A 12,827-nucleotide genomic window follows, 5' to 3' on the forward strand; every position below is an offset into this window, starting at 1 on the left:
CGCCTCAAACGAGACGCGACTGTTCCAGTGCAGCTTCGATGAAGCTTGCAAACAACGGATGCGGATCGAGCGGACGCGACTTCAGTTCCGGGTGGTACTGAACGCCGATGAACCACGGATGATCCGGATACTCGACCGTCTCCGGCAGGATGCCGTCCGGCGACATGCCCGAAAACACCAGACCGCAGGACTCAAGCCGATCCTTGTAGTCAACGTTGACTTCGTAGCGGTGGCGGTGACGCTCAAAGATCTCGGTCGAACCGTAGATCTCGGCAATCTTGGTGTCGGCCTTCAACGATGCGCGATAGGCGCCAAGCCGCATCGTGCCACCGAGATCACCCGATGCGGAACGCTTCTCGAGTTCGTTGCCCTTCACCCACTCGGTCATCAGACCAACGACCGGTTCCTTGGTCGGACCGAACTCGGTGGAGGACGCCTTCTCGATGCCGGCGAGGTTGCGGGCAGCTTCAACGACAGCCATCTGCATGCCGAAGCAGATGCCAAAATACGGCACCTTGCGCTCGCGGGCAAAGCGCGCCGCGTTGATCTTGCCCTCCGAACCGCGTTCGCCGAAACCGCCGGGAACGAGGATGCCGTGTACCTTTTCAAGGTAGGGCGCTGCGTCTTCCTTCTCGAAGACTTCCGATTCGATCCACTCGAGCTTGACCTTCACCCGGTTGGCGATGCCACCATGGTAAAGCGCTTCGATCAGCGACTTGTAGGCATCCTTGAGGCCGGTGTACTTGCCGACGATCGCGATCGTGACTTCGCCTTCCGGCGTGCGGATGCGATCGGCAACCCGTTCCCAGGCGTCCATGCGCGGCTTCGGCGCCGGCTCGATGCCGAAGGCTGCCAGCACTTCGTTGTCGAGGCCTTCCTTGTGGTAGGCGATCGGAACGTCGTAGATCGAGGCAACGTCCAGCGCCTGGATGACTGCCGACTGGCGGACGTTACAGAAGAGCGAGAGCTTGCGACGCTCGGCCTCCGGAATTTCGCGGTCCGCACGAACGAGGAGGATATCAGGGTGGATGCCGAGGGCCTGCAGTTCCTTGACGGAATGCTGCGTCGGCTTGGTCTTCAGTTCGCCGGCCGCCGGGATATAGGGCATCAGAGTGAGATGGACGTAGACGGCGGTGCCACGCGGCAGGTCGTTGCCGAGCTGGCGGATCGCCTCCATGAACGGCATCGCTTCGATGTCGCCGACGGTGCCGCCGATTTCGCACAGCACGAAGTCGTAGTCGTCGTTGCCTTCGGTGACGAAGTTCTTGATTTCGTTGGTAACGTGCGGGATCACCTGAACGGTTGCGCCGAGATAGTCGCCGCGACGTTCCTTGTCGATGATGTTCTTATAGATCCGGCCCGTGGTGATGTTGTCGGTCTTCGTCGCCGAACGCCCTGTGAAGCGTTCATAGTGGCCGAGATCGAGATCGGTCTCCGCGCCATCGTCGGTTACGAAAACCTCACCGTGCTGGGTCGGGCTCATGGTGCCCGGGTCAACGTTGAGATAGGGGTCGAGCTTGCGCAGTCTCACCCGGTAGCCACGCGCCTGCAGCAGTGCTCCGAGAGCCGCTGCAGCGATGCCTTTTCCGAGGGAGGAAACCACGCCGCCTGTGATGAATACATATCGCGCCATGGGAGTCACCGGATACCTTTTAACAAATGATTCCGCCACCGAAAAATTCATGTTCCAGAACTTTTCGTCTTGGGATGGAGGCAGATTTCACACAAAACAAAACCGGCGGATGAAACATCCGCCGGCGGGTTCTTCAGAATTGCGACCTTATTGGCCGCTGGGAACTTGCGATCCCGTATTGCTGTTGGCGCCAGCGGCGGGCGCCGGGGTCGTTGCGCCGCCGGCCGGGGCTTCGCCCGTCGTTGCCGGTGCGGTCGTCGAGGGAACGCCATTGTCGGCCGGAGCGGCGTTGCCGGTTGCCGGCTGCTGTCCAGTCGCACCGCCAGCCGGAGCCGGAGCGCCGCCACCGAGCGAATTGAGAACGCCACCGCCGTTCGAGCTGGTGCCCGGGATACGGTCGAGGATGTCGGTCGCCTGCGGCTGGTAACGCGCGAGAATGCCCATGCCGAGCGCCAGGACGAAGAAGAGCGCGGCAAGGATCGCCGTCGTGCGGGTCAGCGCATTGGCCGTGCCGCGCGCGGACATGAAGCCCGAGCCGCCGCCGATGCCCAGGCCACCGCCTTCGGAACGCTGAATGAGTACGACGCCGATCAGGGCGACGACGACCATGAGATAGATGACGAGTAGTACGGTCTGCATCAGCTTCCAGTCCTGCCCTTGGGGCACACGAATCAAACCCTGCGCAAACTCGGCATGGCCGGGCGCAATTTTCGCGCCTCTTTATACCATGCCGTGCGCCATTAAAAGCCCCTGCCCGGTAACCCGGGCGATCAGGCCGTCAATTCTTCATAAGCCCGGTAGATGGCGAGGAAGTCTTCGGCTTTCAAGCTTGCGCCACCGATCAGTGCGCCGTCGACATTGGCAACGCCCATCAATTCCTTCGCATTGGACGGCTTGACCGAGCCGCCATAGAGGATGCGCATCTTGGCGCCGCCGTCGGCAAAGCGTGCGATCAGCTCCTTGCGCATGAAGGCGTGGGCTTCCTCGACATCCGTGGCCGTCGGCGTCAGGCCGGTGCCAATCGCCCAGACGGGCTCATAGGCAATCACGGTGTTTTCCGCGGTTGCTGCATCCGGCAGGCTTTCGGCGAGCTGGCGCTTCAAAACATCGAGCGTCTTTCCGGCCTTGCGCTCATCACCGGTCTCGCCGATGCACACGATCGCGACGAGTTCGGCCGAATGGGCCGCTTCCGTCTTTGCGCGTACCAGCGCATCGCTTTCGGCATGATCGGTGCGGCGCTCGGAATGGCCGACAATGACGTGGGTGCCGAAGCAATCGGCGATCATTTCGGCGGAAAGGTCGCCGGTGTGGGCGCCCGACTGCTTCTGGTGGCAGTCCTGCGCGCCGATCAGCAGCGGGCTGTCGTCGCAAAGCGCCGTCGCCACGTAGAGCAACGTTGCCGGCGGGCAGATCAACGTTTCGACCTTGGCGGAGAGTTCGCCCTTGACCCCTTCGGCCATCGCCTTGATCTGATCGAGCGAAGCGCGGGTTCCGTTCATCTTCCAGTTGCCGGCGACGAGCGGGCGGATATCGGGCGTCATGCTATTTCCTCCGGGTACTTTTCTCCGGAAGCGGCCTAGCAAATGCAGCCGGCAAATAAAAGCACTGCCGGCGATTATTCATGGGCCGCGGGGCCGGTTGCCCTGCCCCGCCCCCGGCGCATCACGCTCAAGGACGCCCTGCCTTCTCGCGATATTCCGCCGTCGATCCGACCTTTGCGGCCACAATCGCATACATCAGCGGCAGGCTCGGCATGGCCGCCGGCGGCGCCATGCGCCCGCCGCCAAGGTCGCGCATGCCTTCAAACGCCACCCAGCCGTTGGCATAGGGGTATTCCTTCAGGACTTCCATCCGGAGCCCGGCGTCGATCAGCGCCTGCACAACATCGGCGATACCCCAGTTGAACTCGAAGGACGGGTGCGGATTGGTGAATCCCACCACGCCCTCCTGATAGCCGCCATGGGCAAGGCCTGCGCCCGAGTCGGCGACATAGTCACCGATGCCCGCTTCCGCGACCGGGTCTTTGGGCGCGTAGTCGTAGTGTGGCTTCCAGCCCTGATCGAAAACCATCGCAAAGGGATGGAATTCAACGAAGGCGAAACGCCCGCCGGGCTTCAGCACGTCGGCAATGCCACGCGCCCAGACACCGAGGTCCGATAGCCAGCAAATGGTACCATAGGAAGCAAAGACGCGATCGAACCGGCGGCCGGCCTTGCGGGCGTCGTCGAACCAGCCGAACAGGTCGGACCGCTCGAAGGCGGCTGCGATGCCGCTTTCCGCCGAAAGCCGTGTGGCAAAGGCGATCGCCTCATCCGAGATATCGACGCCGGTCACGTTCGCGCCGCGCCGCGCCAGGCTCAGGCTATCCTGGCCGGAATTGCATTGCAGGTGGAGGACGTCGAGCCCAGCGATATCGCCGAGCAACTCGATCTCTTCCGGGTAGAGCGTGGAGCCGCCGGCGCGGAAGAAAGCGGCCTGGTCGCCCTTGTGACTGTTGTGCGCGAGGGTCGCGGCATTCCACGAGAGGCGATTGGCCTCGTGAAGATCAATACTCATGTTCCAACTCTTGAACATCTGGGAGAGACACGGGAGGTTTTTTCCCCGTATCCCGGCGCCCTTAGAATTTCAGCACAGCCTCAAGCTCGTCATCATAGTACTCGCCCGTCGGCTTGAAGCCGAGGCCTTGGTAAAAGCCCTCAGGGCTGCCAGGGCCCTGCCCGTAACTCGTGTAGAGCTCATGCAGGCCCCGCGCCTTCAGATCGCGCACGACAAGGGCAATCGCCTGCTTGCCATACCCTTTGCCCTGGAAAGGCCGGGCGATCATGAAGCGCCAGAGATAGACACCCGGGCAATCGATGCCGTCATCCCAGTCGGATCCTTCGTGTAGCATGATGAAGCCAATGAGCGTCTCATCGGCGTAGACTGCACGGAACCAGGCATTCTCGGAAAAATGCGCCTCGGCGATCGAGGTGCCGTTGTCCGCCACCATGTTGCGTTGTTCGTCGCTCAGCGTCTCGCTGAGTTCGCAGACGTCGCAGACGGTCAAGGCTGATATGCGCCGAAGGGTGATTTCGGCATCGGACGGCAATACGGTTTCACTCATGGGAAACTCCTTAGAAAAATCAAAATGTTAAAAAAGGGCCCGAACCAGAACGGCGGGCCTCGAATCACCCGTTAAAGGGGCAATCGGCGGATAAAATGAAATCATGGCGAGAAAACGCCAAAGTCAGAACTGCCGGTATCTCGCCAGATTCCGGCACCGCTGTTACTAGGCTATACGCCTGCCTTCACTTCGGGCGGCCGGCCGTCGGTTGATTGCCGCCGTTCTCCAAGCCGGCGATCGCCGCGTGAACGTCGGCTTCAGCATCCTCGTCGAACTGCTCGAAGATCGCGTCGCCGATCAGGGCGTGAACCTCGCGGAGATAGGGTGCTGCCGCCTCGCCTTCGCCGAGCGCCAGATAAGCGCGCGCGATCGAAAGCGACGAGAGCGGCTGGCGCCGCGCGAGCGTCCACTCACGGGCAAGCAGGGAGACTGCAATGCTCTCCCGATGGTGCCCGGCATCGCAAAGGGCGGCGCCGTAGCCGCTCTTGACCCAATAATACATGTCCGTGAAAGCGAGGTGGACATCGGCTACGTTGGATGCCAGACGCCAGGCGTCGACCGCTTCGCCATAGTTGCCTTCGGTTCCAAGCCGGATGCCCGCGCGGCCGTGTTCGTAGGCTTCCCGCTCGTGCGGGTTCATTGGTGTCGTTTTCTTCTTTGTCATGTACGCCAGTCCACATGCTCCCAGGAACAACCCCTCCGTGTCCCCTCCACCAGCAAATGGACCATAGCTTGCCGAGATCAACAAGATCTCAGTGCAATTTTATGGTATTCTAGGCGAATAAAAGCACGAACTCATGAGTCTTACCGCAGTCGCCGAGCCAATAGCGGCCGGGCGAGCGACCATGGGGTCGAACATGCTGCGCAACGACAAAGCCGGATTTGGGTGGATCACCATCGTCCTTCACTGGGCGATTGCGGCATTGATCCTCACCCTACTCGCCCTCGGCTTCATCATGCGGCGAACGCCCGTCGATCCGGCGCTGCAGTTTTCGCTTTACCAATGGCACAAGTCGCTCGGTTTCACCGCACTCGGTCTGGCGACAATCCGCGCGCTCTGGCACCTGGTCGAGGTTCGTCCGCGTCCGCCCGCCGGCCTCAACGCGCTCGAGCGCCGTGCAGCCAGCGCCACCCATGTGGTGCTCATCCTCCTCGCGCTCGCCGTTCCGCTTGCCGGCTGGGCGGTGGCCTCGACATCGACGCTGAACATACCGAGCTTCTATTTCAACTGGATCGTCATCCCCCACCTGCCGATGGCGAAATCGGAAGCGGCCGAAGACCTCTGGACGCTCGTCCATATGACGCTCGCCTACCTCCTGCTCTGCTTCGTCGCGCTTCACGTCCTGGCCGCCCTCTACCATCACTTCGCACGCCGCGACGACGTCCTCGTCCGCATGCTTCAGACCGGATCACGCCAACGCGCTTCCTCCCAAGCGGCTGGTTCGGATCCGGTTATCGCCGGAAGGAAGAAACCATGACACTGCACTCGCAATCGCCAACAAAGGCCATTGCCTTCACGCTGCTGCTGGCGCTCGGGAGCATCCCGTCGCCCGCCACGGCAGCCGCGCCGGACCTTGCCGATGCTGCCGGCAACTACGGGATCACGCCGGCTTCACGTATCCATTTCACCGTTGCGCAAGCGGGCGGCGGCGGAATTGTCGGCGATTTCGCCAAGTTTTCCGGCAACTTCCGCATCGACCGAAATGATGTCGGCCATTCGACGGTCGAATTCACGCTTTACCCGGAGAGCGTGAAAACCGGCGAAAAGCGGATCGAGGACTTCCTGAAGTCGAGCGCCGTCTTCGATACCGCAAACTTCAGCACCGTCACATTCCATTCGACGACCGTGAAACAGACCGGACCGGACACGGCCGCGGTCGAGGGAACGCTGACGGCGCGCGGCACGTCGCGAAAGGAGCGCTTCTCGGTAACGCTGCTTGACTGGAACCGCGGCTCGATCGCCTTCAACATCCGCGGCAATATCCACCGATCACCCTACGGCATGGATGTCGGCACGCCGATCTATTCCAACGTCGTCGAGTTCGACATGAACATCAAAGGGCAGAGGCGCTGAACGCCCCTGCCCTTTGCAAGTCGATAGGCTTCTCGATCAACCGATCTGGCTGCCGACGAAATCCTTGACGATCCGCACGATGCCGCGGCCGAGCAGGTCGTCGAGGGCGGCGATGAACTGGTCGACATGGGCGCGCTCGCAGATCAGCGGCGGTTCGAGCCGGATGACGTTGCGATTGTATTCGGTGAAGGCCACCAGCACGTCGTAGTCACGCAGGAGCAGCGCGCCGATGAAGCCGGAGAGCGAGCCTTTGAGCTTGTCGTCGAGCATCGAGACAACAGGACGCAGCACCATCGGCAGCGTCTGGCTGAAGTCCTGGAATTCCAGGCCGACCATCAAGCCCTTGCCGCGGACGTCCTTGATGATCTTCGGATACTTCTCTTTCAGCGCCTGCAGACGCTCGAGCAGATAGTCGCCGCTGTCGGCGGCGCGGTCGATCAGGTGCTCGTCGTAAAGCACATTGATGCCTTCAATCGCCGTGACGCAGGCCTCGCCCATGCCGCCGAACGTGGCCATCGCATGGATCATGGCGGTCTTCGGCGTGCCGTAAGCCTTCATGTAGACCTCACGGCGGGCAATCATCGCGCCGACGGCGGCCTTGCCGGCGCCCAGCGACTTGGCGAGCGCCGTCACGTCAGGCACGACGCCGTAATGCTCGAAGGCATAGAAGCGGCCGGAGCGGCCATAGCCGCACTGCACTTCGTCGGCGACCCAGAGCACGCCGTATTTGTCGCAGAGCGCACGCAGCTTCTGCCAGTACTCCGCCGGTGCCTGGATGATGCCGCCGCCGCCCTGGATGGTTTCGAGCACGATGACGCCGATTTCCGGGTCGGACTTGAAGGCATTCTCCACCGCGTCGATATCGGCAAAGGGCACGCGCACTGTGTTGTCCGTGATCTTGAAGTCGGCGCGGTAAAGCTGGCCATCGGTGATGGCGAGCACGCCCTTGGTCTTGCCGTGGAAGGAATTCTCCGCATAGACGACCTTCGGCCGCTTCGGGCCGGCGGCACGTTCGGCAAGCTTGACGGCAGCCTCCATGGCCTCCGAACCGGAAGAGCCGAGGAACACCATGTCGAGATCACCCGGCGAGCAGGCCGCGATGTTCTTCGCCAGCGCCGCTGCATATTGCGACATGAAGGCAATCGCGATCTCGTGGCGCTTTTCGTCCTGGAATTTCTGTCGGGCTTCCAGAATGCGCGGATGGTTGTGGCCGAAGGCGAGCGAGCCGAATCCGCCGAAGAAATCGAGGATCTGGCGGCCGTTCTGGTCGGTGTAGAACATGCCCTCGGCGCTCTCGATCTTCACCTTGTGGAAGCCGAGCAGCTTCATGAAGTGGAGCTGGCCCGGGTTCAGGTGTTCCTTGAACGCGGAGGTGATGTCGCCGATCGACATGGCCTTGGCCTGTTCGACGGTGATGAGATCGGGCCTGGCAACGCCGCCGTCGAGCGACGGCGCGGCAACGGCGATACGGTTCGGTCTGTCCAGCATGATCTTTCCCCTCATTCGGCCGGCACGGCGACAGCTGCAGGAACTGCGGCGCCCATCTTCTTGGCCCGATATTCGTCATAGGCGGCGATCAACATGTCGCTATCGTTGAACTCCGCGCGCCAGCCGAGCTCGCGCTTCAGCTTGCCGGTTTCGCGCACGCACATTTCGTCGGCGATCAGGTACTGTTCCGGGTCCATGATCGGCTTGTTGATCAGGTCGAAGAAAGCCAGCGTCTGCTTGACCGCAAAGGCCGGCGTCGGCAGCAGGAACGACTTCGAGCCGGCATGCTTGATCAGGTTGCCGAGCAGGTCGCGCACGGACGGCGGATTGTCGGAGCCGAGGTTGTAGGCTTCGTTCGGCACGCCGCCCTTCCAGGCAAGGCGCGCAGCTTCGGCGCAATCGAAGACCGAGATGAACTGGTAGGGCACCTTGCCCGAGCCGATCATCGGCACCGGCAGGTTCAGGTCGATCAGCTTGAACAATTTCTCGAGGATGCCGAGACGGCCGGGACCGATGATCAGGCGCGGGCGGAAGATCGAAATGTTCATGCCCTGCTTGCGCCACTGCATGGCCAGCTGCTCGGTTGCCCATTTCGACTTGCCATATTCGCCGAGCGGCTTTGCCGGATGGGTCTCGGTTTGCGGCGACTGGACGGTGTGGCCATAGATCATGTCGGTGGTGAACTGCACCAGGCGTGATGCGCCGGCGGCATCCATCGCCTTCATGATGTTTTCGGCACCGTAATAATTGACGGGCCAGAAGAACTCCCAGCGCTTGGCCCGGACCTGCAACGGTGACAGCATCTTCGCCGCCATGTTGTAGATCATGTCGTCGGCGCCGATGCCGACCTTTTGGACGGCTTCCAGATCGGTGACGTCGCAATGGACGAAACGGACGCGGCCGTAGTGCGGCAGGTCGGACTTGACGATATCGGCGACAACGACGTCCTCGCCTTCCTTGACGAGGCGTTCCGCCAAATGACGGCCAACGAAGCCGTCGCCACCAAAGATGATGTGTTTCATGACTTGCTCCCGAATTCTGCGGTGCTCACCCCGGCGGCATCAGCCGATTTCTCGTCGGCGCTGGATGAGATGCCCGACTGGGCGATAAGAACGGTTCCGACGCAGATCAGCGCGATGCCGGCGATACGCCAGGCATTGAGGTCTTCGCGAAAGACGAAATAGGCGAAGACAGCAACGAGAACGTAAGCGAGGCTCAGGAACGGATAGGCAAAGGAAAGCTCGACCTTCGACAGCACATAAAGATGCGACGCCATCGAGATGACGAAGGTCGCAAGACCGGCAAAGACCCATGGGTTGAAGACGATCTGAAACAGCCGGACGATCGCGGTTTCGGCAGTCATCGAAATCGGTCCGAGCGTCATCATGCCCTGCTTCAGCATCAGCTGAGCGGCGGCGTTGGTGAGCACGGTAAAGAGAATGAATGGAATATATTTCATAGTTTTACTCCCAGTCCCGAAAATCTACTTACGGGCAAGAGACGGATATTCCGTGAAGTTTGCGCATTTAATTGAATAAAATTGTCTGCATTCTCATTCTGGCAAAGCCAGAGCCGTGCGTTTCCAGAAGTTCGAAACCAGCGCAGGGTCGCGCAACGTTTCGATCTTTCTCCAGAAAGGAAAAGATTTTTCAAAGACTTGTGGGCTCATGCGGGCATCCTTGTACGGATTGATCGCACCGCCGGCCTCGATTACGATGCGATCGAGATCATCGAGCAGCTTTACTGTCCGTTCACCTTGATTGGCGAAGTCCAGCGTCAAAGTAAAACCGGGACGCGGGAAGGACAGGATGCCCCGGGAGCCGATGTCGCCGAAACGCTTCAGGATCGTCAGAAACGACGCATGGCCGGCCTGGCGGGCGGTTTCCATGAGCTTGGCCGTGATCTCCGGTGCGTTTTCAGCGGGATAGACGCTCTGATGCTGGTAGAGCCCGCGCGGGCCATAGAGCCGGTTCCAGGCGCCGATCGCATCCAGCGGATAGAAATAGGACGTCCAGGGAACGGTCGTCACCGTCTCGCCCGGCTTCACCTTGCGGAAGTAATACTCGTTGAAGCCTTTGAGCGTTGCCCGGTTGAGCAGGTTGACCGGCGGCGAAAACGGCACGGACAGCTTCAATCCCTTGGGGATGTCGGGCAGTTCGCAGGAACCATCGGCATGATCACCGGCGAGCAGCACCCCCCTGCCCATTCGAGATCCCTTTGCGAGCTGGTCGATCCAGGCGACGGAGTATTCATGCTCGGCATCGACGCCGTCGACGAGGGCAAAATATTGGTCCAGGTTTTCGAAACGGATCGCGTGCTGCTGCACATGCGGCGACGGCACCTTCATCAACCGGATATCCACGGTGAGAATCAGCCCGGTCAGACCCATGCCGCCGATGGTCGCGGCGTAGAGTTCCGGGTTTTCGACCGGCGAGCAGGCCAGCCGTTCACCGGTCGAGCGCAGCAGCGTGAAACGCGTCACGTGATTGCCGAAGGTGCCGCGCGCGTGATGGTTCTTGCCGTGCACGTCGTTGGCGACCGCGCCGCCGACGGTGACAAACGCCGTGCCAGGCGTCACCGGCAGGAAGAAGCGATACTCGATCGCCCGTTCCAGCACCTGGCGCAGCGTCACCCCCGCCTCGCAGGTCATCATGCCGGTGCCGGGATCGAAGGCAAGTATTCGGCCGTGAAGGTTGCTTTCGATCAGCGTACCGCGATCGTTGTGGCAGCTGTCGCCGTAGCTGCGTCCGTTGCCGAAAGGCAGATAGCCTTCGGACTCAAGACTGCCGAGCCGGTCTTCATAGTCGTCAGGCGAAATTCCAGGCCGCACGCGATTGTCGATGCGGCCCCAGCTTTCATGGTCTTGCAGGGTCATTGCGGCCCGATGGCTCCAAATAGGATCAGCAGCGCGCCGATCAGCATGGTCAGTTGGCTGCGCCAGTCGCGCATGATGAAGACGACCGGATCCTCATGCAGCATGCCGCGGCGTGCAAGCATCCAGATGCGCAGCAACATATAGAGCACCAGCGGGCAGAGCGGCCACAACGCCCAGGGCGTGGTGTACATCTCCTGCAGTTCCTTGCTGTGCACGTAGAGCGCCAGAACCAGGGCCGAGGTGAAGGCGGAGGCAACGCCGGCCTGGCCGACCATCTCGAAGTCGACAGCGAGATAGCCACGCCCCGGCACGTTGCCGCCGTCCTTGTCCTCGAATTCGTGCAGCTCGACGTAACGCTTCACCAGCGCGAGGCTCAGGAAGAAGAAGATCGCAAAGGACACCAGCCAGAAGGACAGTTCCGTGCCGGTCGCGGCCGCACCAGCGACGATGCGTGTGGTGTAGAGGCCGGCGAGCGTGAACACGTCGACGAGCAGCTTGCGCTTCAGCACGAAGGTATAGGCCGTCGTCGCGCAGGCGTAGAAGGCGAGCACCCCGGCAAACTTCCAGGGCAACAGAAGGGTCAGCGCCACGGACGCGATGATGAGGCAGCCTGCAAGCACCAGCGCTGTCGGCACGGACATCTGGCCGCTCGCGAGCGGCCGGTAACGTTTCTTCGCATGGCGGCGGTCGTTGGCAAGGTCCGAAAGATCGTTGATGACGTAGACGGCGGATGCGAGGAAGCTGAAGGCAAAGAAGGCGATGATGACGCTGACGATCGCATCGAAATGCAGCACCTCGTGGTTGAGGATCATCGGCACGCCAATGAGCACGTTCTTCGCCCATTGATGCACGCGGATCGACTTCAGCGGCGCAAGCGCGCTGACCTTGCCGGTATCGAGCCGTTCGGCATCATGGTTGCGACGCCATTTTTCCGCGGCCGCATCGGGCGAGACCACGATCGCGCGGCGTGCCACCTCAAAGACGGCGATATCGTCACGGCTGTTGCCCATGTAGTCGAAGGCGCCGTCGCCGTACCGCTCGACCAGCGCCCGCCGCTTGTTGCTGCTCGTCAGGTTGAGCGCGTCGGTCGAATGCATGACCGAGGAGAACATGCCGACATGGGCGGCAATGTCTCTTGCAACGGACGGTGCTGCGCCGGTGACGAGCACGAGTTCTCGCCCGCTCTTCTTTTCCTCCATGAGCCGGTCGATGACGGCCTGCCGATAAGGCCAGTCTTCCGCACGGCGGCCGGATCTAAGGGCCACTTCGTGCTTCAGCCGTGCCTTACCTTTTGCCAGCCAGACCAGCATCGGAAACAGCATCAGCGGATTGCGCAGCAGGATGATCGCCGCCCCTTCCCACAGGGTGTCGGCGGCCAGCAAAGTGCCGTCAAGATCCACACACAGCGGAATGTGCCGTGTCTCGGTGCGCGCGTCCATGAAGTCCATCCCAGCCATAGTTGCCGGTATCATCACGACTTCAACTTTCCAGAGTGGAAACGCAGGCCTTTGTTTCGCTCGCAAATTGGCGGGCTGGTTAACAAATCCGCAGCAGCAGGGCGACGCCTATCGCCTGTCGCGTGAACGAAGATTCACGCACCAGGCCTTAGGCTCTTGTTTTGATGCATGTCGCTGCCGCAAAACCGCTGCACACT

13 protein-coding genes are annotated in these 12,827 nt (G+C 61.4%); 2 read left to right on the top strand and 11 right to left on the bottom strand.

Annotation, left to right across the window (positions count from 1 at the left end; translation table 11 throughout):
• Positions 1-4: 4 nt before the first annotated feature.
• The 6 genes from OVA00_RS31025 to OVA00_RS31050 all read right to left on the bottom strand — a co-directional run bounded on the left by OVA00_RS31025 (position 5) and on the right by OVA00_RS31050 (position 5,400).
• Positions 5-1,642, bottom strand: a complete 1,638-nt coding sequence (locus OVA00_RS31025) for a CTP synthase (RefSeq protein WP_082566349.1) — start codon at positions 1,640-1,642, stop codon at positions 5-7.
• 138 nt (positions 1,643-1,780) lie between these two features.
• Positions 1,781-2,272 (bottom strand): preprotein translocase subunit SecG, encoded by a 492-nt coding sequence (gene secG / locus OVA00_RS31030; protein ID WP_034795875.1) that lies wholly within the window; start codon positions 2,270-2,272, stop codon positions 1,781-1,783.
• Positions 2,273-2,403: 131 nt separating this feature from the next.
• Positions 2,404-3,174, bottom strand: coding sequence for a triose-phosphate isomerase (tpiA, locus tag OVA00_RS31035; protein WP_060582484.1), 771 nt, complete (start codon positions 3,172-3,174; stop codon positions 2,404-2,406).
• A 127-nt stretch (positions 3,175-3,301) separates the two neighbouring features.
• Entirely contained in the window at positions 3,302-4,189 is an 888-nt protein-coding gene (locus tag OVA00_RS31040) for a class I SAM-dependent methyltransferase (protein ID WP_268090270.1), read from the bottom strand.
• A 61-nt stretch (positions 4,190-4,250) separates the two neighbouring features.
• The gene (locus OVA00_RS31045; protein ID WP_060582485.1) at positions 4,251-4,736 is read right to left on the bottom strand and encodes a GNAT family N-acetyltransferase; all 486 of its coding nucleotides are present in this window, start codon (positions 4,734-4,736) and stop codon (positions 4,251-4,253) included.
• Between the two features lie 184 nt (positions 4,737-4,920).
• Positions 4,921-5,400: a hypothetical protein gene (locus OVA00_RS31050; RefSeq protein WP_113187839.1), complete on the bottom strand. Its 480-nt coding sequence runs from the start codon at positions 5,398-5,400 to the stop codon at positions 4,921-4,923.
• A gap of 193 nt (positions 5,401-5,593) precedes the next feature.
• On the opposite strand from OVA00_RS31050, the gene OVA00_RS31055 reads away from it, so the two are divergent.
• Both OVA00_RS31055 and OVA00_RS31060 read left to right on the top strand, forming a co-directional pair.
• Positions 5,594-6,214 (top strand): cytochrome b, encoded by a 621-nt coding sequence (locus tag OVA00_RS31055; protein WP_268090388.1) that lies wholly within the window; start codon positions 5,594-5,596, stop codon positions 6,212-6,214.
• Positions 6,211-6,810, top strand: a complete 600-nt coding sequence (locus OVA00_RS31060) for a YceI family protein (protein ID WP_060516885.1) — start codon at positions 6,211-6,213, stop codon at positions 6,808-6,810. The genes OVA00_RS31055 and OVA00_RS31060 overlap by 4 nt, the downstream gene beginning before the upstream one ends.
• A 36-nt stretch (positions 6,811-6,846) precedes the next feature.
• On the opposite strand, the gene OVA00_RS31065 is transcribed toward OVA00_RS31060, so the two are convergent.
• From OVA00_RS31065 to OVA00_RS31085, 5 genes are all read right to left on the bottom strand, one after another.
• Positions 6,847-8,298 carry an aspartate aminotransferase family protein gene (locus tag OVA00_RS31065; RefSeq protein ID WP_060582487.1) on the bottom strand — a complete coding sequence of 484 codons (1,452 nt, stop codon included), beginning with the start codon at positions 8,296-8,298 and terminating at the stop codon, positions 6,847-6,849.
• An 11-nt stretch (positions 8,299-8,309) separates the two neighbouring features.
• Positions 8,310-9,320 carry an NAD-dependent epimerase/dehydratase family protein gene (locus OVA00_RS31070; RefSeq protein WP_268090271.1) on the bottom strand — a complete coding sequence of 337 codons (1,011 nt, stop codon included), beginning with the start codon at positions 9,318-9,320 and terminating at the stop codon, positions 8,310-8,312.
• Entirely contained in the window at positions 9,317-9,757 is a 441-nt protein-coding gene (locus tag OVA00_RS31075) for an EamA family transporter (protein ID WP_113553829.1), read from the bottom strand. Before OVA00_RS31075 ends, OVA00_RS31070 begins: the two co-directional genes overlap by 4 nt.
• Positions 9,758-9,850: 93 nt before the next feature.
• The gene (locus OVA00_RS31080; RefSeq protein WP_268090272.1) at positions 9,851-11,173 is read right to left on the bottom strand and encodes an FAD-binding oxidoreductase; all 1,323 of its coding nucleotides are present in this window, start codon (positions 11,171-11,173) and stop codon (positions 9,851-9,853) included.
• Positions 11,170-12,612, bottom strand: a complete 1,443-nt coding sequence (locus OVA00_RS31085) for a UbiA family prenyltransferase (protein ID WP_113553843.1) — start codon at positions 12,610-12,612, stop codon at positions 11,170-11,172. Before OVA00_RS31085 ends, OVA00_RS31080 begins: the two co-directional genes overlap by 4 nt.
• Positions 12,613-12,827: the final 215 nt, after the last annotated feature.

Source organism: Ensifer sp. SL37 (assembly GCF_026672675.1).
Classification (GTDB): domain Bacteria; phylum Pseudomonadota; class Alphaproteobacteria; order Rhizobiales; family Rhizobiaceae; genus Ensifer; species Ensifer adhaerens.

Coding starts and splice junctions, on each gene's coding strand:
- OVA00_RS31045 (WP_060582485.1), bottom strand. CDS start 4,736: ATGAGTGAAACCGTATTGCCGTCCGATGCCGAAATCACCCTTCGGCGC.
- OVA00_RS31055 (WP_268090388.1), top strand. CDS start 5,594: ATGCTGCGCAACGACAAAGCCGGATTTGGGTGGATCACCATCGTCCTT.
- OVA00_RS31065 (WP_060582487.1), bottom strand. CDS start 8,298: ATGCTGGACAGACCGAACCGTATCGCCGTTGCCGCGCCGTCGCTCGAC.
- OVA00_RS31060 (WP_060516885.1), top strand. CDS start 6,211: ATGACACTGCACTCGCAATCGCCAACAAAGGCCATTGCCTTCACGCTG.
- OVA00_RS31080 (WP_268090272.1), bottom strand. CDS start 11,173: ATGACCCTGCAAGACCATGAAAGCTGGGGCCGCATCGACAATCGCGTG.
- OVA00_RS31075 (WP_113553829.1), bottom strand. CDS start 9,757: ATGAAATATATTCCATTCATTCTCTTTACCGTGCTCACCAACGCCGCC.
- OVA00_RS31085 (WP_113553843.1), bottom strand. CDS start 12,612: ATGGACGCGCGCACCGAGACACGGCACATTCCGCTGTGTGTGGATCTT.
- OVA00_RS31050 (WP_113187839.1), bottom strand. CDS start 5,400: ATGACAAAGAAGAAAACGACACCAATGAACCCGCACGAGCGGGAAGCC.
- OVA00_RS31070 (WP_268090271.1), bottom strand. CDS start 9,320: ATGAAACACATCATCTTTGGTGGCGACGGCTTCGTTGGCCGTCATTTG.
- secG (WP_034795875.1), bottom strand. CDS start 2,272: ATGCAGACCGTACTACTCGTCATCTATCTCATGGTCGTCGTCGCCCTG.
- tpiA (WP_060582484.1), bottom strand. CDS start 3,174: ATGACGCCCGATATCCGCCCGCTCGTCGCCGGCAACTGGAAGATGAAC.
- OVA00_RS31040 (WP_268090270.1), bottom strand. CDS start 4,189: ATGAGTATTGATCTTCACGAGGCCAATCGCCTCTCGTGGAATGCCGCG.